This is a genomic window from Chryseobacterium antibioticum (assembly GCF_012927325.1).
Classification (GTDB): Bacteria; Bacteroidota; Bacteroidia; order Flavobacteriales; family Weeksellaceae; genus Chryseobacterium; species Chryseobacterium antibioticum.
In genome coordinates, this window is the sequence record NZ_JABBGI010000001.1 from 144,987 (window position 1) to 170,504 (window position 25,518).

The window sequence follows — 25,518 nt, forward strand, 5'->3', positions numbered from 1 at the left end:
TTTAACGTCTCACTGATGTGGTATTATTATTCTGAGGTATTAATGTTGGAGGTTCATCACCTCCATTGATATTCATTAATTGATCATTCCCACCATTAATTGCTTTCATTTCGCTAATTTTCATGATTTGCACTTTTTTCAACGATAATTTTTTTTCTTGTTTGATTGTTTTTTTCATCATAAATTATTTTAATATTTCATGCAAATAAAAGGATATTTTTCAAATTAACAATGAAAACACACTATAGATTTATAAATCTATGGTATCTAATTATATTTTCAAATTACTGTTTTCCAATATCTTGTAAGCATCTACGCTATATTTTTATTTTATCATTTTTTGATTAAGAAAAATGTAAATTTGTATTGTATTTACAAAATGATGAAATTTATATCCCTCTTTTTATTTCTTACCAATTTATTATGTGCACAGAGTCAAGTATCTGGTAATTTAAAAAAACTCAAATATGAAGAGTTGAAAAATAATTTTTACAATTATTATGATAATAATAAAATTGAACAATCTAAAAGTATAGCTCACTTTTATCTACAAAAAGCAAAAAACGAAAAAAACAATCTTCAAATTGCAGATGGCTACATCCTTATCCATTTTAACGAAAACTATTCTAATGCTTTCAAATATTTAGATAGTGTAGCTTTAGTTACAAAAAATTTAAAAGGAACCATATATCCCTCTCAAACTTATTTAATGAAAGGGAATTTATATTATAAATATGACAATTTAAAAGCCGCATTAGACAATTATATTTTAGGTTTGCAGTATGCTAAGAAACAGAAAAATCAAAAACTGACTGCTTATGCTAATATGAATATTGCTTACATCAATAGCTATATAGGCAAAAATTTAGAGGCCGCAAAAATCTTTAGATATTATCTCTATCGTGGAAATAACATAACAGATGATTATCAGCATAACCAAATACGCATAGCCCTTATAAGCTGTTATCTTGAGATTAACAAATTAGATTCTGCCGATTTTTTAATTAAAGAAGGTCAAGAATCTGCTCTCATCGGTAAAAACAAATACAATCCTAACTTATATTCTTATTTGTCTGGAACTTATAATCTCAAATTAAAAGAATATAAAACGGCTATTAGAAAGCTGTCAGATGCTTATATTTATTTTACTAATTCCAAGGAAAACACTAGTGCTAATTATGCCCTTTATAACTTAGGTAAAGCTTATGAAGGAGAAAAGAATAAAGAAAAGGTTGTAGAAACCTATATTCAGTTAGACTCCAATGTGCAAAAATACGACATTACATTTCCTGAACTTCGTGAGGCATATACCTATCTCATAGACTATTACAAAGAAAAAAATAACACAAAAAAACAACTTTATTATATTGATCGGTTTTTAAAAGTAGATAAAAAGCTCGATGAACAGTTCCAATATTTATCCACAGAGCTTCCTAAGAAATATGATACGCCCAATCTTTTGCAGGAAAAAGAAAGCATTATCAATGAGTTAAAGAACAGAAAAACAATTCTAAATGTATCTGTTGGTTTTCTATTGATAATACTTCTGCTACTCTCATTCTTATATTACAGATCTAAGAAAACAGAGAAGCAGCATAGAAAAATTGCGCAGGACCTCATCAATTCCATTGAGATGAAAAATCTTGAAACGCCTCCGGTAGCTCAATTAATTACAAGTCCATCTCCTGCTATTGTACAAATAGAAACAGAGGAGGATAAGGCAACAGAAGATAAAACATCCAAAATAACTTCAGAGGATATCACGCAACTCATTTTAAAAGAACTGGAAGTTTTTGAAGCTAAAGAGCTTTTTTTAAAGAAAGGTATTACATCTTCCAGCTTAGCAAAAAGTATAAAAACCAATACTACGTATCTATCAGAGGTCATCAATACCCAGAAAGGGAAAAACTTTGCAGCTTATCTCAATGATCTTCGTATAGATTATGCACTAAACAGGCTGATAAAAGATAAAAAGTTCCGTTCCTACAAATTATCTGTGATTTCAGAAGAATTAGGATACAATAATGATCAGGCATTTTCTCTGGCATTTAAGAAAAAAACGGGTACTACTCTTTCTATTTACATTAAAGAAATTGAAAAAACACATCAATCTTCAATTAATCCATAAGCAATACACTATCAACACTATAAGTACTATATTTTTATAAATTTATAGCCATAGATTTATAAATCTAGACTTCATTTACTTTTTTCATGTCACCATCTTCTGTATGTTTGCTTCAGGTAAAAACACAAAGATTTTATTTTTTGTATGTGTACAGTATAAAAAATAAAAATACCCGCTGATCAGCCCCCCATGTCAGGGATTGTATGACAAAAAGCATAATTATTAATTTAAAAAATCTAAAATGAATTTAAAAACTTTAGATACAGAAGATCTTAGAAAGATTGAAGGAGGTTTTGGAGAAGAGCCTAAAGCAATTGTAATTCTCGGAAATGTAATTTATACAAATGGGGTTGGAAATCAAAATCCTTAATTATTAAAAACAAAAAAAAATGAATTTAAAAAATTTAAAAGTAGAAGAATTGACTTCTATCGAACAACAATCTACAGAAGGTGGATGGTTAGGATTATTATTAGCTATTGCGGAAATAGCTTGGGAAGCTACACACGACCCAAAAGACATGCAAGCAGGTTATAATGCAGTTCATGGTTCATATCACGGATCAAAATAATTATATAAAATTTTTATTAAAATGGAAAAATTAAAAGAATTAACTCAAGAAGAGTTAACACAAGTAGAAGGAGGTACATTTATAGGGTATCTTATTGGATGTGTAGTTGGAGCTTTAGTAGTAGCTGGAGAACACGAACATTATTTAAATCAGCATGGTGTACCAGGAGGGCATGCGATGATGCAATAAATAATAATAAGCATGAGTATTTAACTATACTCATGCTTTAATTAATTTTCCTTATGAATAAAATAATCCCATTATTTGTAAAAATATTTTTTTTGCAATTTATTATTTCTATACCATTTTTCTTTATAGCTTTTAAAGACTTTTCTAAAAAAGAATTAACTGTTAATTTATGGATCTCCTCATTTTTCCCAGAATTAATTTGTGGGATATATTTTCTTTATAAATTAGATTTGATAAAAGATTTTAGAACCAACTTATTTTTAAAATTTTGGAATTTTAAAAACTTGAAAATTATCTCATTAGGAGTATTTATTCCAACAGCTATTAGTTTTATATTAAATTATTTTAATTTAATTAATATAAGCTTAATTGAGAATATCGATTACTTGAATATTGTTATATTTTTTTTACTCCTATTATTATCCGCATTTATGGAAGAAATATTTTTTAGATTTATTCCATATAGTATATTAAAGGATGAACTTTCATTTAAAAATATTATTTTAACATCATTAATATTCAGCTCCTTTCATTTATTTAATCCAAACTTTAATATTATTGGGTTGATAAATATTTTTATTGCAGGTATATTTTTAAGCTTAGTATATGTCAAAACTAATTCTATTATAATATCTACTATTGTCCATTTTTTGTGGAATTTTTTAATTGGTTGTATCTATGGCAGTAACATAAGTGGATTGAAAATATATAGTATAGCTAATTATAATTTTATATCAAATAATAAATTTTTAACAGGTGTTGATTTTGGTTTTGAAGGTTCTATATTAACTACTATAATATTTTCAATTTTCTGTTTTGTTTTAATTAGATCTACTGTTTTTTCAAAATAACTTAAAAATAATGTTAAAAAACATAATCTATATAGGAATTTTAATTCTTATAATTACCTCTCTATGCACTTTACCGATTATTTCTGTTCCTATCTCCTCCTCTTCTAGAGGAACAATACGATCTATACAGGAGAATACACAAATTTCTGCAGTTGTCTCAGGAAAAATAATACAAAGCAGGTTAGGAAAGAATAATCAGGAGATAAAACAAGGCGACACCTTACTTGTTGTAACAGCTGAACAACTGGACACACAAAAGAATTTACAAAACAATCAAAGTCAAGATTACAATGCACAGCTTTCGGATTTACAAAAAATCTCCCTTGGGAATTTTATTGGTTTACAGACCGGACAATACCAAAAAGAAGTGTCCGCCATGCAGGAAAAAATGGCACAAGTTCAAACTCAGCTCTCTTTAGCACAAAAAGATTATGACAGAGCTGCCAGCCTGTATAATCAAGGGGTAATTCCTAAAGCGGAATACGATAAATATTATTATGACTACCAAGGCTTAAAAAAACAAATTTCCGGTGTCAGAGAACAACAGATAGCTCAATGGCAAGCTCAAAAAAGGGAAACAGAAAGACAGCTTCGTTCTTTAGGTTCTGAAGTACAGCGTATCAGTCAGGAACAAAAAAACTATATCATCACTGCACCGGTTTCGGGAAGACTTGTTAATTTTTCAGGAATACAGAAAGGTAATTTTCTTGTGCAAGGTCAAAACATCGGAGAAATATCTCCTGACCAATCTTTGGTTGCAGAATGTCTTGTTTCTCCAAAAGACATAGGCTTTATCCATACAGGCCAAGATGTTAAATTTCAGATTGACACTTATAATTATAATCAATGGGGATTGTTGAAAGGGAAAGTACAGGAAATAGATAAAAATATTAAAGTAAACCAACAAACAGGAGAAGCCTTCTTTAGAGTACTTTGTAAGATGGACAATAATTACCTACAACTGAAAAATGGGTACAAAGGAGACATAGGAAAAGGAATGAGTTTTACAGCTCGTTTTCATTTAATAGACCGGACTTTGTGGCAGCTATTATTTGATAGGGTTGATGATTGGTTTAATCCAAAACTAAAATAATGAAAAAAGATACATTAATAAAGCAGCATGATCTAAAAGATTGCGGTGCTGCATGTCTGGCTTCTGTTTCAGCACATTATGGTTTGAAGCTACCTATTGCTAAAATCCGCCAATTCTCCCATACCGATACCAGAGGAACTAATGTATTGGGAATGGTTCAAGGACTAGAAAAAATGGGATTCAATGCAAAAGGTGTAAAAGGAGGAGTAGACGCTCTTCCTGAAATTCCACTTCCTGCAATAGCGCATATTATTTCAAAAGAACAATACCATCACTATATTGTTATATATAAAGTGCAGAAAAATAAGATTTCTGCAATGGATCCTGCCATTGGTAAAATGGAGGAATATTCTATAGAAGAGTTTTCTAAATTATGGACAGGCGTATTAGTTCTTTTAGAGCCAAATGAATACTTTGAACAAAAAGATGAAAAAACAAGTCTTTATAAGAGATTTTGGAATCTGATTCAGCCTCATAAAAGCATTCTGATCCAAGCATTATTAGGGGCATTAGTCTATACCATTTTAGGTCTTTCCACATCCATTTACATTGAAAAAATAACAGATTACGTTTTGATAGACGGGAACAAACGTCTCCTTAACTTACTTTCAGTAGGGATGATTATCATCCTACTTTTCCAAATCTTTATTGGTGCGATGAAAAGTATTCTTGTTTTGCAAACAGGACAGCAAATAGATAAGCATCTTATTTTAGGTTATTACAAACACCTATTGAAGCTTCCGCAACGTTTTTTTGACACTATGAAGGTGGGAGAAATCATATCAAGAGTTAATGATGCTGTAAAAATAAGAACATTCATCAATGATGTATCAATCCAAATTTTTGTAAATATTTTTATTATTATTCTTTCTTTTGCTTTAATGTTTACATATTATTGGAAATTGGCATTAATTACAGCCTTGGTTATTCCATTTTATTTTTTAGTGTATTGGATCACTAATAAGCTCAATAAAAAAGTAGAAAGAAAGTTAATGGAAGATAGTGCAGAGCTGGAATCTCATTTGGTAGAATCCATCACTTCTGTAAGAACGATTAAACAATTTGGAGTAGAAACCTTTGCCAATAATAAAACAGACAATGCATTTTCAAAACTATTGAAAACGATTTATGCCTCTGTAATGAATTCTTTGTTTTCAGCAAATTCATCAGAGTTCTTATCACGAATCTTCACCATTATATTATTATGGGTTGGTTCAGGATATGTTATTGATAGGCAGATAACACCTGGGGAACTTCTTTCTTTTTATGCTTTGATTGGATATTTTACCAGTCCTGTTTCACAATTAATCGGAATGAATAAAACCATCCAAAATGCCCTAATTGCAGCTGATCGTCTTTTTGAGATTATGGATTTGGAAAGAGAGGAAACAACTGATAAGATAGATTTAACAGCAAAAAATATAGATCATATTCAATTTAAAGATGTCACTTTTTCATACGGAAGCAGGGTTGAAGTTTTTACCAATTTCAACTGTCTTATAGAAAAAGGGAAAACAACAGCTATTGTTGGAGAAAGTGGCAGTGGAAAAACTACATTAGCCTCTTTAATTCAAAATCTGTATCCGTTAAAGACAGGCAAAATCATGATTGGAGATTATGACATTAATTATATTTCTAATTATTCATTAAGAAATTTAGTCTCAGTAGTCCCTCAGCAGATCGATCTGTTTTCAGGAAATGTCATTGAAAATATAGCTTTGGGAGAAGATTTTCCAGATGTCCAGCGCATTTTGGATATTACTAAAAGACTCGGAATCCTGAATTTTGTTGAAAAATTACCAAATGGTTTTCAAACATATTTAGGTGAAAACGGGGCTTTATTATCTGGTGGACAGAAACAAAGAATTGCCATCGCAAGAGCTTTGTATAAAAATCCTGAAATTTTAATACTGGATGAAGCTACCTCTTCACTTGATACAGAATCAGAGCTAGTCATTCAAAATACATTACAGGAGTTTAGGAATCAAGGAAAAACAATGATCGTTATCGCCCATCGCTTGAGCACTATTGCTAATGCGGATACTATTCTGGTAATGAAAGAAGGACAGATTATAGAACAGGGAAGCCACCTTGAGCTTATCTCCAAAGACTCTGTTTATAAATTTATGTGGGAAAAACAGGGCACAAAACTAAATTAACTTTAACTAAATAAAAAAATGATTGATTTTATACTAACTGTCTTTTTATTAATAATGGAATTTTTAGCTAATATGTCATGATCATCCTTTGAATAGAATATATTAAAGATTTATAAAAATGATATTTTAAACCTCCATGTTTACAAAAAGTCCCTTTACATGAAGAAGTAGCACTATTTGTATGTGGGTAAATTTACCTGCTTCAACACAGTCTTCAATAACAAAAAAAGCCCTCATTTCCTGAGGGCTTTCTATATTTAAAATTTATCTATTATTCTTTAATAAATTTCTTCTGTACCGATTTACCATTGTCTTCGATATCTAAGACATAAACTCCGTTGATCAGTTTGCTTACATTGATCTGGTTGTTCAGTAAAATACCCTGACCAATGATCTGTGCTGCTGAATTGTAGATCTTATATTTCGCTCTTTTGCTGATATTCTTCACATACAATACTGAGCTTACCGGGTTAGGATAAATCATGATATCCGTCTGATTAACTGGATTCGCTATGGCTGGCTTGGAAATTCTTACTGAGTAATCTTCCACTTCACCATTGGCAAATCTTGTACAGTTCACCGGAACTCCATCTCTCATCAATGCAATTCTCATGACCACATACTTATAGCTTGTCATACTTACAAAAGCATCGGCTGGTACACTGAAGGTTCCTGTCACCGGACTCGTGGTATTCGGAGGTGAAGTAAATACTCTTTCATCAATATCGAAATATCCGTTTCTGTTGAAGTCTATCCATACTGCGATCCCTTCATCGTGATTGGTCCCGTTCCATTTCTTCTCAATCGTGATCTGATTTCCTGTAGATCCCTGAACCATCTCTATGAAAGTATCAGGTACTCCTGTATAATCTGTATAGGTAGAGGGTCCGGAAGCATTTTCCATCTTAGGTCTTCCGTTTGGCGTCACTGTAACTTTGGCAATATGCTCGTTCACAGAGCTCCCTGAAGACATTTGACAGTAGATCACTGTAGGGGTCGTGAAATAATACGGAGGCGTATAAGTTCCCGGTGTTCCGTTACAGATATTCACGACCTGCATTTCATATTTCGTATCTTCTAATAATCCTGTTATGGTATAAGCATTATTCGCTACCGGAACATTGGTCCAGCTCGGAATACCTACTTTTCTGTATCTCAGGATATACGTTGCCCCAGGGAAACCTTCCCATATCACTTCAGCTGATGTAGGAGTAAGCTGGGTAATCGTTAATCCCGGAGGAGGCAATTCACATGTTCTCAGGGTCGTAAATACGACAGGGTTTGAATATGGATTAGGTAAAGTTTCTCCTGTACACTGATTGGCAACCTGTACTTCATATTTTGTATACGGATCTAAACCGGATAATGAATAGGTGCTTGCAGGTGGAGCTGGCAGATTAACAAGATTCCATGTTGTTGTGCCTACTTTTCTCCATCTCATGACGTAGGTAGAGCCTGTTACTAATGGAGTCCATGTTACCAGTGCAGAGTTTGTCGTGATATTCGTCACCGAAACACCCGGAGGTGTAGGATCACATTTTGTAGTAAATGCCTTGATTGGTGTAAAGGCGCCTGTAGAAGTTCCGCAGTTGGCTGCAATCTGTACTTCATAGGTAGTAAAAGGAACCAGATTGTTCAATGTATGAGGTACCGCAGTAACATATATGGAAGTCCATGTTGCTGTTCCCTGTATTCTATATTGAAGCAGGTAAGTAAGGTTATTCGTGGCAGCTGTCCAGTTAACAACAGCTGAATTGTACGTTATTGCTGTAACGGTAGGATTTGTTGGCGTAACCGTGCTGCAAGGTTTTAGTCTTACGGTATAGTCTTCAACTTCTCCGTTTACTGCATTTTGACATATGACAGGAGCGCTGGAACGTTTCAGTACCACTCTCATTGTTGTTGTCAACGGACCGTTATATATTCCTGTAGGAACTGCAAAATTAGCCGTAACAGGAGTGGTTGTATTGGATGCTGAAGTAAGGATCTGTTCTGTTGTTTCAAACACTCCATTTCTATTGAAGTCTATCCAGGCAGTAACCGCATCGCTGCTGGTTACACCTGTCCATCCTTTTGCTACAGAGATTTGATTACCTGCAGACCCTATTTCCAATGTAATAAGCGTAGCTGGGGTATTATAACTGGTATAGTTATTCTGTACAGAGGTGTTACTCATTACCGGAAGTGCAGGGTTTACAGACGTAATGGTTACATTTGAAATGTGATCATTAGTTCCGGTACCTGTCATCGGGCAGTATGTAACCGGAGGAGTCGTAAATTGTATGGAAGGTGAGAATGCACTCTGGCTGCCGTTACATTTTGTGGCTACCTGTACTTCATATTGGGTCTGTTCTGTTAAGTTCGGAATGGTGTAGCTATTTCCGGGAGCAGGTACAGGATCTACTGTAGTCCAGGCTGTAGTTCCTACTTTTCTGTATCTTAATACATAGGTGGATCCCGTTGCTGCTATCCAGGAAACATCGGCAGTAGCAGGGGTAAGATTCGTCACAGTAATATTGGCAGGCGGCGCATTTGTACATGCCGGCTGATCTGTTAGCTTTACTGCATAATCTTCTACTTCACCATTGGTAAAGCTACCACATACGGCAGGATTAGCAGAATCCCGGAGAACAACACGCATACGGGTTGTAAGCGGACCTGAATAAGCGGTAGCAGGGACCGTAAATATCGCATTTACCGGAGTCGTTGTATTATTGGCAGCATTTAAAACGCGTTCAATAGTCTCAAAAGTACCATTTTTGTTAAAATCTATCCAGACACTTACCGCTTTGCTTGATGCAGCAGCTGGCCAGGATTTAGAAATAGAAATATTATTATTTGCTGATCCTCGAACCAGTGTTATCAATTTTGTGATATCAGCAGAATAATCTGTATAGTTGGCAGCAGCTGAATTGTTACTCATCGTATATGAGTTTGTGGCCGCTACGGTTACATTGGAAATATATCCATTATCTGTACTCGTAGAAGTTGCAGCACAATATAGGGTTACAAAAGTTGAAACCGGTGAAAAAGCGCCTGCTGTTCCTGCGCATACATTAGCAATTTGAAATTCATAATGAGTCCCTGCTGCCAGACCGCTAAGTGTAACGGTATTCGTTATGGGTGCCGGTGTCACTGTTGTCCATGCTGTAGTTCCTGCAACACGGTATTGGAAAATGTAGGTTGCATTGAATGACGCATTCCAGGTCACCGTTGCCTGCGCCTGGGTAATCGCTGAAACTATGATTCCTCCCGGTGCAGTGGTGGTACAGATTGGAAGTGTAGCTATTGAAGCAGTACCGATCGCGTAGAATACATTATTGATCGCGCTAACTCTGATTTTAGCAGTCCCTCCTACTGTTAATGGAAAGGTAGTGAAATCTACAGCCTGGCTTCCATCATTCGGTGTCGATGCTGCTACAACATTCCATGTAGTTCCGTTATCTGTTGTAAAATCTATTTTGACATTAGCCGCATTGTAAGGTGCTGCGTTTGTATTAACCACATTCCAGGTGACGTTGGTAGGACCATTATTGTAGATGGTTGTTGGATTTACAATAAAAGGACCGTTGTTGTCTACAATAATAGTCTGTGTTGCTGATTGGGTCTGCTGCTGATTGGCAACAGGATTGTTATCTCTTGCTGTAACAGTAAATTTGGTGGTTCTTGCTACCGTAGATACGGCTTCCCACAGGTTGTTGGCATTGTTTAAAACGCCTGCAAGTACAGAAGACAGTCTGGGAAAATAACGGGTAGGGCTCACTGTCGGAGCCACAGATCTGAAAGACGGACCTGTCGTTGTATTTCCTAAGTTAGCATTATTAATCACCTCATTGGCAATATCTACCTCCTCCCAGTTAAAAGTCATGGGATCACTCTCAGCGTCTGTAGCAGATGCTGTCAGGACAAAAGCTGTTCCTTTTGGAATATTATAGGTCGTGAGTGGTGTAATTGCCGGAGGTGTATTGGTAATAACCGTTTCAACATCACACGTTTTGCTGATCAGATTAGCCTGAATCTGGGTGATATTGGTTACATTAAAATAGGGATCTGAATGGGCCTGTACATCGGTAGTGGGCCCGGTAATACCGGCATATCCCATTATACTTGATCCTGAACCCGGCTCCACACTTGTAGAAGAGCCTAACTGAGGGGCAGAATATGAAAAGCTGTGGACTCCACCCAGCTGGTGACCTATTTCATGGGCTACATAGTCAATGTCAAAATTATCTCCGACAGGAGGATTACCGCCTGGAGATGTCCATCCCGATCCTTTATCATTGGATGTAGGCACTATATTATCGCGGCATATACAACCCACACACCCTGCATTTCCTCCAGCTCCCGGAGGAGAAAATAAATGTCCTATATCATAGTTGGCGTTACCTACTGCTGCGGTAATGACATTCTGCACCTGAGAATTCCAGCCAACAATACCGTTAGCTGTTCCGTTTTCTGTTGCGGAATAAGGATCGGTAGTAGCATTGGTATAAATTAAGTTCGGATAATTCTGCAGGTTTAAATGGAGTGCAAAATCTTTTTCATAAACCCCATTGATTCTTGTTAAGGTGGCATTCATCGCAGCTAATGCTCCAGCTACAGTACCTCCATGATATTGGGTATATTCTCCGCAGACTGAGAGTGCCAGTCTTAATGTTCTGAATTTCTTATCTGAATTTTTTGAAAAGTCAGTAGCCTGATTGAAGAAGGCTTTTCCTTTTTTTTGAAGCGTCTCGATATCATATTTTGCACTTTCACTTTCCTCAGTAGAACATACAAAACCTTTTTTATCTTTTCCTGTTTTCGGATGAACTTTATAGATTGTCTTAGCAGCATTGGCCGGTTCTATAAATTCATAGCCTCCATCCTGAATGATCATTGACTGGAAATCATTAGGAGATAAGCTGAATCTTAAATATTTAGAGGGATTATCTATCCCTACTCCAGCATAAGAGCCCAACTGATATTGATCTGCGAGCTCTTTTACTACAACAGGAAAGCTGTAGACTGCAAATTTTTCGATTTTTCCATCCGTCGTAGGAAGGGATATAATCACAGGTTTTGCATTTTTACCTGATTCTTCTGCTTTGGCTAGCTGCAATTTGAGCTGTGAAATGTCCAAAGAGTAATACTTGTCAGATTTTGAATCTTCAGTAGCTTCTTTTCCATGATGCACTGCGGGTATCCATTGGGCATGGATCATCGCAAATAAACACAGGAAGAAGAAAGAAAGAGAGATTTTCTTCATAATTTAAATATTTTGTAATGATTTCACAAATCTAATATATTTTTTATTAAAAAAAAACCTATTCGCACAAATTATTAAAAATAAAGCAACAAAACACCATGAAACTAAAAAAACAAATAATATTTTATATTTTATATAAAAAAATTCAACGTTTATTGAATTATTAATTAAAAATACCACAACAATATAAAATATGTTTATATAATAAAAAAAAGCCCTCATTTCTGAGGGCTTTCTATATTTGAAATTTATATATTATTCTTTAATAAATTTCTTTTGAACTGTTTTACCTTCGTCTTCGATATCTATTACGTAAACTCCGTTGATCAGTTTGCTTACATTGATCTGGTTGTTCAATAGAATACCGTCACCGATAACCTGTCCTGTAGAATTGTAGATCTTATATTTCGCTCTTTTGCTGATATTTTTCACATACAATACTGTGCTTACCGGGTTAGGGTAAATCAGAATGTCAGTCTGGTTAACAGGGTTTGGTACTCCCGGTTTAGCGATTCTTACTGAGTAATCTTCTACTTCACCGTTGGCAAAATTAGTACAGTTCACAGGAACTCCATCTCTCATCAATGCTACTCTCATTACTACATACTTGTAGTTTGTCATACTTACATAAGCATCCACCGGTACACTGAATGTTCCTGTAACAGGACTTGTGGTATTCGGAGGTGAAGTAAATACTCTTTCATCGATATCGAAATTTCCATTTCTGTTGAAATCTATCCATACTGCAATACCTTCGTCATGATTAGTTCCGTTCCATTTTTTCTCAATCGTAATGCTATTTCCAGTAGATCCCTGAACCATTTCTATGAATGTATCAGGTACTCCTGTATAATTTGTATAGCTAGACGGTCCAGAAATATTCTCCATTTTAGGTCTTCCGTTTGGTACCACTGTCACTTTAGCGATATGTTCGTTCACAGCGTTTTGAGAAGCCATCTGGCAATAAACCACTGTAGGTGTCGTGAAATAGTATGGAGGAGTGTATGTACCCGGTGTACCGTTACAAACGTTCACTACCTGCATTTCATATTTCGTTTCTTCCAATAATCCTGTTATAGTATAAGTATTCGTTGTTAAAGGAACGTTAGTCCAGCTCGGAATACCTACTTTTCTATATCTCAGGATATACGTTGCCCCAGGGAATCCTTCCCAAGTCACTTCAGCCCACGTAGGGGAAAGTTGAAGAATAGTCAATCCTGGAGGAGGAAGTTCACAAGTTCTTTCCGTAGTAAACACTTTCGGATTTGAATACGGGTTAAGAGTCGTTTCTCCAACGCATTTGTTTGCTACTCTTACTTCATATTTTGTATACGGATCTAAACCGGTTAACAAATAAGTATTGGTAGGAGGCGCGATGTTGCTCACCGGAGTCCAAACCGTAGTTCCCACTTTTCTCCATTCTAGTGTATACGTAGAGCTTGCTGCAAGCGGTGCCCATGTAATCAATGCAGAGTTTGTGGTAATATTACTTACCGTAACATTTGGAGGTGTAGGGTCGCATCTTGTTACAAATGGTTTGATTGCTGTAAATGCACCTGGAACATCTCCACACACAGCAGCAACCTGAACTTCATAAGTAGTAGCCGGCGTTAAACCAGTCAATACAAGTGGAATATTATTTAACAATGCTGAAGCATATACTTGTACCCATGGTCCTGGAGGAGGTCCCTGAAGTCTGTATCTTACAAGATAAGTAACGGTATTGGCAACTCCTGAGAAAGTAAGTGTCGCAGAATTATGGGTTGCAACGATTCCAGGTTGGTTTGGTGTACCATTACTACATGGTCTAATTTTTACAGCGTAATCTTCAACCTCTCCGTTTACTACATTCTGGCATAATACCGGTGCACTGGTACGTTTCACCACAACTCTCATTGTTGTTGTCAACGGACCTGTATAAGCAGTTGCCGGAACACTGAAACTATTATTAGTAACAGGAGTTGCAGAACTTGCTGCTGAAGTTAAGATTTGTTCTAAAGGTTCAAAAACTCCGTTTCTGTTATAGTCAATCCAAGCTGAAACAGCAACATTACTCGTAGCCCCTGTCCATCCTTTTGATACAGACAGTTTATTATTTGCAGAACCTGCATCAAGAGTAATTAGTGTTTGAGGCGTTGAATAACTTGTATAGTTCGTCTGTACCGTTGTATTACTCATTACCGGTACACCAGGGTTAGAAGAAGTAACAGTTACATTTGAGATGTGTTCGTTAGTTCCTGTACCTGTCATTGGGCAATAAGAAAGCGGCGGTGTTGTAAACTGTACTGTTGCGGAAAATGCACCTGTAGAAGTTCCACATGTTGTAGATACCTGTACATCATACTTAGTCTGTTCAGTAAGTCCCGGAATTGTATAGTTGTTAACTCCAGCAGCTAAAACCTGGGTAGTCCAAGCTCCACTAGGAGATAATCTCCATCTGATGGTATAGGTTGCGTTGGCAGCAGCCAGCCAGTATACCGTAGCCGTAGTTGCTGTAAGGTTTGTTACTGTAATGTTTGTAGGTGGCGCTGTAGTACAAGCAGGCTGATCGATAAGTTTCACAGCGTAATCTTCTACTTCACCCCAGGTAAAGGTTCCACAAGCAGCAGCAGCAGCACTTTCTCTTAATGCAACACGCATACGTGTCGTAAGATTTCCCATATATACTCCCCCGGCAGCACTAGGTACAGGGAAAATAGCAGTAACAGGTGACGTTGTATTACTTGGTGAATTCAGAACCTGTTCAGAAGCTTCAAAAATCCCATTTCTGTTAAAGTCAATCCATACTCCTGTTCCGAACGACCATTGGGTTCCTGGCCAACTTTTCTCGATAGTAACAGTATTGCTTGGCAGACCTCTTACTAAGGTAATCTGTCTTGCAGGATCTGCACTATAATCTGTATAATTGCTGAAATCTGAAGTACTGATCATTGGTATTGCAGCATTCGGAACAACAGTAACTTTACTGATGAAACCATCAATAGTGGTACTTGTAGAACCAGAAGTACAATACGAAATCGCAGGTGTTGTAAAATTAGTACTTGGAGAGAATGCTCCCGTTGTACCTCCACAGATTGTAGCAATCTGAACTTCATACTGTGTCTGTTCTGTAAGGCCAGGTATCGGATAGCTGCTTGATAGTGGCGCAGTAATATTTACTGTAGTCCATGCTCCTGAAGGTGAAACTCTGTATCTCAATACATAAGTTGCTCCTATTGAAGGCATCCAGCTTACAAGTGCTGAAGTTGGTGTAATATTTGAAACTGCAATATTAGCTGGTGGCGCAGTACTACAAGGTTGCAGAGCAATAACATTTAATGTAAAGTCTACAAAATTACCCCATGCTGCAGGCCCACATGAAGTATTGGCACCAATAAATGATGTAGAAGTTCTTACTCTATAATTTCCCGGAGCCTGTGTTCCAGGTATAACAATTGATGCTGTTCCATTTGTAGTATATGTCGTCGTTGCCAGAATGGTTTCGCCCGGGTCATTAAAGCTCATATTATTATTCCAGTCAACCCAAACATAATAATAGTAAGTGCTGGTTCCACTGTTCAAGTTCATGGTTATCGTATTGGTAGGTAACCCTGAAAAGACTGTTGCGGAGTTATTAACGTACGCAGTGTAGGAATTCGCTGTATAATTTAAATTCGTAAGTCCTCCGGTTGTTGTAATCGTTTTCAGATAATACGAAGTTGAGCTGCTACCTCCTGAAGGTACACAATACCCTGTAAAGAAAGTAACTGGTCCTATCCATGTACTCTGATCTGTTCCGCTACATCTTGATCTCACCCATACATAATAATTGGTATTGGCTGTTAATGGAGAAAGTGTGGCACTTGTTCCTGTTGTCACAGTTTGTGAAGGAGGAGTTCCAGCCGTTGGAGCTGTAGGTGATGTACTATAATACACATCATATCCTCCTGCTGGTACAGATGAAGGAGCTGTCCAGCTGATTCCTGCGCTCGTAGGTGTTACGGCTCCCAAAGTTACTCCTGAAGGAGGCAAACATGTAGGAGGTGCACCAAAAGTCAACTGAACGTTGGGTCTGTTGGCATTAACTGTACCTGTACCTGTAGGCGCTGAATTATCACCTTCAATATACATATGTCTTGATGTAGCACTGGAGTAGGTAAAGCCATTTCCGGCTAGAGTTCCGGTTCCGCTTCCACCATAATCTGCTTCTACCAATACCATCAGGTTTTCTGTCCCATTATAATAAAAAGGACTTTGCAGCGTGACCGTATTCCATCCTGTAGGGATACTATTTATTGTACCGGTATACACCAAAGTAGCACCCGTGGTTGCAGTAGCCCAGTTTTGAGCTGTAATCGTGTTGGTTGCAGTCGGAACAGATTTTAAATAAATCTTTACCGGAGTAGCAATAGTTGTCGCTACTGTTGCATTCCATGCTACGGACTGTACATTTCCGCCCGCGGGCAGATTTATTTCCGTTGCAGTATAAAGTGATGCATCTCTTTGATATCCGAAATACACACCCAAAGGATATCTTTGAGTAGTAGTTCCTGCACCAATTGTAACCGTTTGTGCTTGTGTGAACAGTCCGAAGACCATACAAAGCAATGTTATGAGCACCCTAAAGGGCCTGCTCATTTTACAGAGTAAAAATCCACTCATATTTTTTAAAATTTAATGATAACAATAGTATAAAGTAATTGTAGTGTTTCCTATTTTGGTGTTCAAATGTTAATTTGAAACATCCATTTTACATATAATCTGTATTGAAAAGAATAGTTTTTTAATTCATACGCTAATATTTTAATAATTACACAAATCTAATAATTTTTTCATTATTAATATATCCATTCAAATATTTTTTTGTAAAAATTTCACAATAATAATACATTTAATACATTAAAACATAAAATCCTCCGGAGAGCCTGAGGATTTTATATTATTTTGAATTACTCTAACTTTTCAATAAACCCGGGCCTTAGCCAATCCCTTCCTTTTCATCGACTGTAATGATGTATCAGTATGAGACATTGATTTTTACTCCACTTATTGCTTTCATATTCATCAAAAAATCCCCAGATAAAAATCTGAGGATTCATGATGATATACTTTGTTACTTTTAATAAAGACGGATTGTCTAATTAATAGTAAGAATCAGTCTCATTTTATTTTAAAATTTATAGGCAATATTCCATGCAAACCCCATATTGAATTTAGCTGAACTTTTACCGAATCCCGGCACTATCATGGGTGTAATATCATCCTGTTTGGAAGTATACACTAAATATCTTGGCTGAAGATTGACATCTATATAAAAATTGGACTCGAATAGCTGCACTCTTCCACCCAGCGTACCTTCTACCCAGGCGGAAGTTTGGGAAGAAGATGGGAATGCTACAGAGGAACCACTTCCTCCAAAACCACGCACAGGGACTGCCATATATTCCTGGTTGTAGAATGCACCGCCAATTTTACCTCCGGCATAGAAACCGTTGAATTCATTTTCAAGATCTTTTGCGAGCATATAAAATGCACCCAGTTTTACAAAAGGACCGCTTGCTTTAGCATCATAACCGTTCTTCTGATAAACATTTTTCTCAAAACCGGCTTCTGCAATGGCATGAACATTTCCTCTCACTTTTGAGGAGATAAAACCCTGGTAAAGCTTTCTATCTGAAAAAAAAGAAGCTCCGGTATTAAGAACATCAAAACCCACCATAAAATTCGGTTTGTATTTCTCCTGAACTTTTTTGGCTTCTTTGGTCTCTTTTTTTTCCTGGGCCAGCCCCAGTATTCCTATTATGCTAAAAAAGAAGGAAAAGATTAGTCTTGTCTTCATTCTCTATTTGGTTTTGTCCTGCTTCCACTTTCAGGACAGGATTTGATTGTATTAATTCTGAACTTAAATTCTCGTAGCTTTTTTTAATCCCGCATCCCGGAGATACATATTTGGTTTTCGTTGTATAAGTAACCCGAACGTGAGATTCAGTCCCTTTATCTGCAAGCCTGAAATAAACATCCGTATAAGGTGAATCGTCTACCCTTAACGGGATCAGCCTTGAATCAATTTTCGTTAGTTTCCCTAGTTGTACTTTGCCAGAACCGTAGTCTACTGCTACATATAATGAATCTAAGGTTCTCACTTTATCGTTCGCCAGATTTTTAAAAGAAACTTTCATTCTGGGTGTACCTTCACCGCTCTCACAGATATCGTCTTCTCCGCCACAGGAGAAAAGCATTCCTATGAAGCAGATCATAACGAGAAATTTAAAGTATTTCATCTGTATATTTTTATTTTTTATTGAGCCAGATGGAACTGACGTTTCATATTAAGATTTGAAATTCAAATTTAAATAAAATTATTTTTTAATCAGCAACGCTATGTTTTCAACATGGTGCGTTTGCGGGAACATATCAACAGGTAATATTTTCACCAAGGTATAATGTTCTTTCATTAAAGCTAAATCTCTTGCCTGCGTTGCAGAATTACAGCTTACATAGACTACTTTTTCAGGAGCCAGTTTCAGGATTTGCTCAACCACTTTCTGGTGCATTCCATCTCTTGGCGGATCGGTAATTAAAACATCAGCTTTTGGATGATTTTCCATAAATTCATCGTTAAAGACATTTTTCATATCTCCACAATAGAATGTTGTATTGGTAAGGCCATTTAATTCTGCATGTTCAATGGCAGCGTCTATAGCTTCCTGAACAGATTCTATACCGATAACATGTTTTGCATTTCTGGCAACATATTGTGCGATAGTTCCTGTTCCTGTATACAAATCATAAACTACTTCATCACCTTTCAGATCAGCAAATTCCAATGTTTTTCTGTAAAGCTCCAATGCCTGTTTGTAATTGGTCTGAAAGAATGATTTCGGACCGATTTTAAACTTCAGTCCATCCATTTCTTCCATTAAGAATCCTTCTCCGTAATAAATATTAACATTTAAATCGTAGATAGAATCATTTTGTTTTGGATTAATGGCATACACCAACGTTTTGATCTGCGGGAATTTCTCTAATAAGTATTGGAAAAGCTGCTCTCTGTTGTTCTTCTCTTCTCTGTAAAGCTGGAATAAAACCATCCACTCTCCTTTAGAGTTTTGTCTCATCATTAAGGTTCTCAAAAAGCCTTCCTGATTTTTCACATCAAAGAAATCCAGTCCGTTGTCTACTCCAAACTTTTTCACAGCCAGACGTATCGCATTGGATGGATCTTCCTGAAGGAAACATTCTTTAAGATCTAAAATCTTACTCCACATTCCCGGAATATGGAACCCAAGGGCATCTTTGCTTCCGAAGTTTTCTTCTGAACTTATTTCATATTGAGTAAGCCATCTCGCGTTTGAGAAAGAAAACTCCATTTTATTTCTGTAAAAATACTGTTCTTCAGCGCCTAAGATCGGAACGGTTTCAAAGTCTTCAATTCCGCCGATTCTTTTGATATTATTGTATACCTCTTCCTGTTTGAAATCCAGTTGTTTTTCGTAGCTCATATTCTGCCACTTACATCCGCCGCATGTCCCGAAATGAATACATTTAGGCTCTACTCTGAATGGTGAAGGCTCTACAACTTCTACGGTTTCTGCCTCATAGTATTTGGACTTGGATTTTTTCACTCTTGCATTAACAACATCTCCCGGGACTGCGCCTGAGATCAGTACTGTTTTTCCTTCTTCTGTTCTTCCTATCGCAACACCTTTTGCCCCTGCACCGAACAACTTAATATTTTCAAGAATTATATCTTTCTTCTTTCTCATCCGTAAACTCAATTTCTTTTAATGGTCGGAAGAAACCCTCCGGCTTCATTCCTAAATCTCTATTTCTATTTTTTCTAATACATCCGAAAAAACTTCCGGTTTGATTCCGCAAAAATACAATAAAAAAAACCTTATCCGAAGATAAGGTTTCCATCTATATTAAAGTTTATTATTTTGTAGGGGCAGGCTGTGGATTTGCAGGCTGTGCTGCAGGAGCCATTTGCATTCCCGGCTGCATTTGTATATTAGGTTCTGCTCTTGGCGCAGAAAGACCTGTAAGTTTATCAAGAATTGTGACAACCTCCTGCTCACCTAAGTTTACAAAAGATCTGCTGGCAATTTTCCCGTCTTTATCTACTACTACAAAGCAAGGCAGTTTGAATCCGTAAACGCCATATTTTTTAGCGATATCAGATTCCAGACCTTTTTCTCCGTAAACATTTGTTCCAGGAATTCCTTTTAATAAGGCGCTGCTGGTTTTTACAAACTGATCTTTTGTATCATCAACGTTTACAAAAACAAAATTCATTTTTGATTTGTAGAAATTCACAACTTCTTTTAATACCGGAACTGTAGCTTCACTGATGTAAGGGTTCCAAGATGCATAGAAGAACAACATATAAGGTTTCCCTTTATTTTCAGAAAGCTGGTAAGATTTACCGTCTGCTTTTACCAATGAAGCTTCCGGAGCAGCTTCTCCTACTTTAAGTCCATTGATCGCTACCTGCATTTTTACAAGGTCAGCTTTGATAGAAGCATCTTTAATATCTGTATCAATAATTTTTTTGATTTTCTCTGTATTCTTTGCAGGAGCGCCCGGATGAATATCCTGAGCCACAACAAATGCTAAAAGATATTCTTTAGCGGTCTGTGAAATTCCTTTTCTGTCTTTCAGGAACTGTGCGAACACTTCAGAAGTAGTAACATCTGTTTTTCCTTTAGTTTTAGCTTCTGCAAACTTTTGAAAGTCAGGGCTCATTTTCACAAGTAAATATTGTCTGTATAATGGAATTGTTTTTACCATTACCTCTTTGTTCTCTTCCAGTTTGGTTTCATAATCCTGGAAAGGCTTGGAAACTTTAAATGAAGGATTTCCTGACATCTGACGTTGTGCCATTTCATAATTGGCAAGAAGGTTCAGAATGGTTACTTTCACATCATTCTTTTTCCACTCAAGGATTCCTTTACCCGGGTTATTTTTTTGAGCAAGATCATCTACATTTTTGTTAATATCAGCTTCGATTTTCTGCGCTCCTTTTAAGAACGTTTTCTCGTCTCCTGCCATTAACTGCTGAATATTGATTTTACTTCCGTACTCCCCTAAAAATTTTTGGCTGGCCTGAAGGAAATCGTTATTTTTCTTGGCATCTCCTGTTACTACGAATTCATTTGGGAAGGTCATTGCGTTTCCTGAAATATTCAGTTTCTGCCCGCCTTCAAGATAAATAAGATTTTGTCTTCCTGCATAGTTGATCACGTACATTCCATCTTTAGGAGCATCGAAGCTTCCTGTAAAGTTTCCATTTTTATCTAAACCTATATTAACAAGTGGAAGTGTTGCTACACCGGAAGCTTCAACAAATTCAATTCTTTCGAGCGGTGAACTTCCAGCAATTTTTCCTTTTACTTCAACTTTTTTTGAACAAGACATCACAAAAGCTGTGATGATAAACAATAAAAGATATTTTTTCATTTCAATTTTAATATTACACAAAAATACCGTTTTTTACGGCTTGTTGATTAAGACTATTTATTTTTTTTGAAAATTTTATGAAAACCTATGAAAAGGGACGTTGAGAGCTTTTTCTCAGCATAAATTTTAATAGATAAAAAGAACTCCGTGAATGATAATTCTTCTTCTTTTCATAAAAAGTGCTCACCAAATATAGACTTATTAAATAAAGAATATCTTATCCTCTCAACAACTTAACAAATTTTAACAGCTAAAGGCATAGCATAAAAAAATCGTCTCCATAGTGAAGACGATTTTTTATGTATTTGAATAGGTTCTATCCGTTATCTACCATAGCAGCCATGTATTCTCTGTTCATTCTGGCAATGTTTTCAAGAGAAATTCCTTTCGGACATTCAATTTCACAAGCACCGGTATTTGAACAGTTTCCGAATCCTTCTTCGTCCATCGCTTTCACCATGTTCAGAACTCTTCTCTTAGCTTCTACTCTACCTTGTGGTAATAAAGCAAACTGAGAAACTTTAGCTCCAACGAATAACATTGCAGATCCGTTTTTACAAGTAGCCACACAAGCTCCACATCCGATACAAGCAGCAGCATCCATGGCTTTGTCTGCATCTTCTTTAGGAACCGGAATAGCATTAGCATCCAAAGTATTACCTGACGTATTCACTGAAATGAAACCTCCTGCAGCCATTACTCTGTCGAATGCACTTCTGTCTACCATTAAGTCTTTAATAACCGGGAAAGCAGCACTTCTCCATGGCTCGATAACGATGGTTTCACCATCTTTGAACATTCTCATGTGCAACTGACAAGTCGTGATACCCGTATCCGGACCGTGAGCTCTACCATTGATGTATAGAGAACACATTCCGCAAATTCCTTCACGACAATCGTGGTCGAAAGCGATAGGTTCTTTTCCCTCGTTAATAATATTCTCATTAAGGATGTCTAACATTTCTAAGAATGAAGAATCTGTAGAAACATCTGATATTTTATAGGTCTCAAACTGACCTTTAGTTTTGCTATTTTTCTGTCTCCAAATTTTCAGTGTAAGATGAAGGCCTTTTTTTGCACTCATAATGTTATATTTATAGGTTGGAGATTATTTGTAACTTCTCGCTTTAACTTCGATGTTGTCATAGATAAGATCTTCTTTGTGCAGAACTTCCTGTTTGATATCATCACCCTGATATTCCCAAGCTCCTACATATTTAAAGTTGACGTCATCTCTTTCTGCTTCCCCTTCCGGAGTAGCATGATCTTCTCTGAAATGCCCACCACAAGATTCGTTTCTGTGTAATGCATCGATAGCCATTAATTGTCCAAGTTCAATAAAATCTGCTACTCTGAATGCTTTTTCAAGCTCAGTGTTCATACCTTCAACGTCTCCCGGAACTTTTACGTTTTTCCAGAAATCGTTTTTCACTTCTTCAATTTCTTTAATTGCTTCTCTTAATCCTTCAGGAGTTCTTCCCATTCCTACTTTATTCCACATAATGTTTCCTAATTGCTTATGGAAGTGGTCTACAGAATGAGTTCCTTTATTATTTAAGAAGAAATCTATTTTATCTTTAATTCCTTTTTCAGCTTCAACGAAATCAGCTGAATCTGTAGGAATAGTTCCTGTTCTGATATCTGAAGAAAGATAATCTGCAATCGTATAAGGAAGTACGAAATATCCGTCAGCAAGTCCCTGCATCAATGCAGAAGCTCCCAATCTGTTGGCTCCGTGGTCTGAGAAGTTAGCTTCCCCAATTACAAAACATCCAGGGATGGTAGACTGAAGGTTATAATCAACCCAAACACCACCCATGGTATAGTGAACGGCAGGATAAATCTTCATTGGAGTTTTGTAAGGATCATCAGCAGTAATCTTTTCATACATTACGAATAGGTTACCGTATTTTTCTTCAATCCAAGCTTTTCCGAGGTCGTAAATTTGCTGGTCACTAGGATTATGAATATGCTTTTCAATAGCAGATTCTTTACCTTTTTTGATGATTTCTGTAGAGAAATCTAAGTAAACTCCTTCTTTAGTGTCATTATTTTCGATTCCGAAACCGGCATCACATCTTTCTTTACCCGCTCTAGACGCAACGTCACGAGGAACTAAGTTTCCGAATGCAGGATATCTTCTTTCTAAATAGTAATCTCTATCTTCTTCTTTAATATTTTCAGGTCTTAATTTACCTTCTCTGATGGCTACTGAATCTTCAATCTTTTTAGGAACCCAGATTCTTCCTGAGTTTCTTAATGATTCAGACATCAAAGTCAGCTTAGACTGCTGCGTTCCGTGAACAGGAATACAAGTCGGGTGGATCTGCACATAACAAGGGTTTGCAAAATAGGCTCCTTTTTTATGAATTTTCCATGCTGCAGAAACGTTTGAACCCATTGCATTGGTAGAAAGGAAGTATACGTTTCCGTATCCTCCTGATGCAATAACTACAGCATGAGCAGAATGTCTTTCAACCTCACCTGTTACAAGGTTTCTTGCGATGATCCCTCTTGCTTTTCCGTCTACAATCACTAAATCTAGCATTTCGTGACGGTTATACATTTTTACTCTACCCTTACCGATTTGACGGCTTAAAGAAGAATAAGCACCTAATAATAACTGCTGACCTGTTTGTCCTTTAGCATAGAAAGTTCTTTTAACCTGAACCCCACCAAATGAACGGTTATCTAACTGTCCGCCGTAATCTCTTCCAAAAGGAACACCTTGTGAAACACACTGGTCGATGATATTAGCAGAAACTTCAGCCAATCTGTAAACGTTTGCCTCTCTTGCTCTGTAGTCACCACCTTTGATGGTATCATAGAATAATCTGTAGGTAGAGTCACCATCACCCTGATAGTTTTTAGCAGCATTGATTCCCCCTTGTGCAGCGATTGAGTGTGCTCTTCTTGGAGAATCCTGGTAGCAGAATGCTTTTACGTTATATCCCTGTTCAGCTAATGTAGCTGCAGCAGAACCTCCTGCCAAACCTGTACCTACAACAATAATATCAATCTTATCTCTGTTGTTTGGTGCAACAAGGTTCATATGGTCTTTATGATTTTTCCATTTATCCTTTAGAGGACCAGCTGGAATTTTTGAATCTAATTTACTCATATTGGTATATTGATATTATTGAGTTACGAAGTGAAAAATTGCAATAAAAATAAAGCCTGCAGGAATAAGGATTGAATACCATTTTCCAAAAGCTTTAATTACCGGAGTATATTTCGGATGTCTGGCACCAATCGACTGGAACGAAGATTGGAAACCGTGAGCCAAATGTAGTCCAAGCAAAACAAAAGAGATCACATATAAAGCGACTCTCCAAAGGTCTGCAAACTTCTCATGTAACTCCGGCCAGAAACGTTCTGCATCAGGAGCTAATCCTTCTACGTACTTGTAATTGATTTCATGTAGCCAGAAATCATATAAGTGAAGCGCTAGGAAAGCCAAAACAACTGCTCCGGAAATAATCATATTTCTGGACATCCATGAAGAGTTCACGGAAGGGTTGTTTGAAGCGTACTTTATCGGACGCGCTTTATTGTTCTTAATTTCCAGTACAAATCCCATAATGAAATGGAAAAGAACTGCAAAACCAAGAACAGGCTGCATTAAGAACTGCACAAAAGGATTATAGCCCATAAAATCTGATGCTGTATTGAATGCATCACGATTCAGGACTGATAACAAATTGGTCGTCAAATGCAGTATAAGAAAGATCAGCAAAAATAGAGCTGATAATGCCATCGCATATTTTCTACCTATCGTAGAACTCGTTAAACCTGCCATATAAGTTTAAATTTGAATTTCCCACAAAATTAAGAAATGTTAAC

The 25,518-nt window shown here is 36.5% G+C and carries 17 protein-coding genes; 7 read left to right on the forward strand and 10 right to left on the reverse strand.

Annotated elements, in window-relative coordinates; genetic code table 11:
• Position 1: 1 nt before the first annotated feature.
• A complete protein-coding gene (locus HHL23_RS00745; RefSeq protein ID WP_169232930.1) occupies positions 2-178 on the reverse strand; it encodes a hypothetical protein in 177 nt (58 codons plus the stop codon).
• Positions 179-340: 162 nt separating this feature from the next.
• Between HHL23_RS00745 and HHL23_RS00750 the strand changes: the two genes are divergently transcribed.
• The 7 genes from HHL23_RS00750 to HHL23_RS00775 all read left to right on the forward strand — a co-directional run bounded on the left by HHL23_RS00750 (position 341) and on the right by HHL23_RS00775 (position 6,989).
• Positions 341-2,128 (forward strand): helix-turn-helix domain-containing protein, encoded by a 1,788-nt coding sequence (locus HHL23_RS00750; RefSeq protein ID WP_169232931.1) that lies wholly within the window; start codon positions 341-343, stop codon positions 2,126-2,128.
• Positions 2,129-2,369: 241 nt separating this feature from the next.
• On the forward strand, positions 2,370-2,498 hold the full coding sequence (locus HHL23_RS22705; RefSeq protein WP_262889198.1) for a hypothetical protein: 129 nt from the start codon (positions 2,370-2,372) through the stop codon (positions 2,496-2,498).
• Between the two features lie 19 nt (positions 2,499-2,517).
• Positions 2,518-2,697 (forward strand): hypothetical protein, encoded by a 180-nt coding sequence (locus tag HHL23_RS00755; protein ID WP_169232932.1) that lies wholly within the window; start codon positions 2,518-2,520, stop codon positions 2,695-2,697.
• Between the two features lie 21 nt (positions 2,698-2,718).
• Positions 2,719-2,886, forward strand: a complete 168-nt coding sequence (locus HHL23_RS00760; protein WP_169232933.1) for a bacteriocin — start codon at positions 2,719-2,721, stop codon at positions 2,884-2,886.
• A 53-nt stretch (positions 2,887-2,939) separates the two neighbouring features.
• Complete coding sequence (locus tag HHL23_RS00765; RefSeq protein ID WP_169232934.1) at positions 2,940-3,737, forward strand: CPBP family intramembrane glutamic endopeptidase; 798 nt, start codon at positions 2,940-2,942, stop codon at positions 3,735-3,737.
• A gap of 10 nt (positions 3,738-3,747) precedes the next feature.
• A complete protein-coding gene (locus HHL23_RS00770; protein ID WP_169232935.1) occupies positions 3,748-4,830 on the forward strand; it encodes an HlyD family secretion protein in 1,083 nt (360 codons plus the stop codon).
• The gene (locus tag HHL23_RS00775) at positions 4,830-6,989 is read left to right on the forward strand and encodes a peptidase domain-containing ABC transporter (RefSeq protein ID WP_169232936.1); all 2,160 of its coding nucleotides are present in this window, start codon (positions 4,830-4,832) and stop codon (positions 6,987-6,989) included. Before HHL23_RS00770 ends, HHL23_RS00775 begins: the two co-directional genes overlap by 1 nt.
• A gap of 271 nt (positions 6,990-7,260) precedes the next feature.
• Here HHL23_RS00775 and HHL23_RS00780 read toward each other — a convergent pair whose 3' ends face one another.
• The 9 genes from HHL23_RS00780 to HHL23_RS00820 form a co-directional block, all read right to left on the reverse strand.
• On the reverse strand, positions 7,261-12,237 hold the full coding sequence (locus HHL23_RS00780) for a GEVED domain-containing protein (protein ID WP_169232937.1): 4,977 nt from the start codon (positions 12,235-12,237) through the stop codon (positions 7,261-7,263).
• Between the two features lie 255 nt (positions 12,238-12,492).
• Positions 12,493-16,815: a GEVED domain-containing protein gene (locus HHL23_RS00785; RefSeq protein ID WP_169232938.1), complete on the reverse strand. Its 4,323-nt coding sequence runs from the start codon at positions 16,813-16,815 to the stop codon at positions 12,493-12,495.
• A 571-nt stretch (positions 16,816-17,386) separates the two neighbouring features.
• On the reverse strand, positions 17,387-18,055 hold the full coding sequence (locus HHL23_RS00790) for a DUF6048 family protein (protein WP_169232939.1): 669 nt from the start codon (positions 18,053-18,055) through the stop codon (positions 17,387-17,389).
• Complete coding sequence (locus tag HHL23_RS00795) at positions 18,021-18,497, reverse strand: DUF6452 family protein (RefSeq protein ID WP_169232940.1); 477 nt, start codon at positions 18,495-18,497, stop codon at positions 18,021-18,023. Before HHL23_RS00795 ends, HHL23_RS00790 begins: the two co-directional genes overlap by 35 nt.
• A gap of 78 nt (positions 18,498-18,575) precedes the next feature.
• Positions 18,576-19,982 (reverse strand): 23S rRNA (uracil(1939)-C(5))-methyltransferase RlmD, encoded by a 1,407-nt coding sequence (rlmD, locus tag HHL23_RS00800; protein WP_169232941.1) that lies wholly within the window; start codon positions 19,980-19,982, stop codon positions 18,576-18,578.
• A gap of 169 nt (positions 19,983-20,151) precedes the next feature.
• On the reverse strand, positions 20,152-21,675 hold the full coding sequence (locus tag HHL23_RS00805; protein ID WP_169232942.1) for a TlpA family protein disulfide reductase: 1,524 nt from the start codon (positions 21,673-21,675) through the stop codon (positions 20,152-20,154).
• A gap of 316 nt (positions 21,676-21,991) precedes the next feature.
• Complete coding sequence (locus HHL23_RS00810) at positions 21,992-22,759, reverse strand: succinate dehydrogenase/fumarate reductase iron-sulfur subunit (RefSeq protein ID WP_034746785.1); 768 nt, start codon at positions 22,757-22,759, stop codon at positions 21,992-21,994.
• Between the two features lie 24 nt (positions 22,760-22,783).
• Positions 22,784-24,796, reverse strand: a complete 2,013-nt coding sequence (locus HHL23_RS00815) for a fumarate reductase/succinate dehydrogenase flavoprotein subunit (RefSeq protein ID WP_169232943.1) — start codon at positions 24,794-24,796, stop codon at positions 22,784-22,786.
• Between the two features lie 15 nt (positions 24,797-24,811).
• The gene (locus HHL23_RS00820; RefSeq protein WP_034701962.1) at positions 24,812-25,474 is read right to left on the reverse strand and encodes a succinate dehydrogenase cytochrome b subunit; all 663 of its coding nucleotides are present in this window, start codon (positions 25,472-25,474) and stop codon (positions 24,812-24,814) included.
• Between the last annotated feature and the right edge of the window lie 44 nt (positions 25,475-25,518).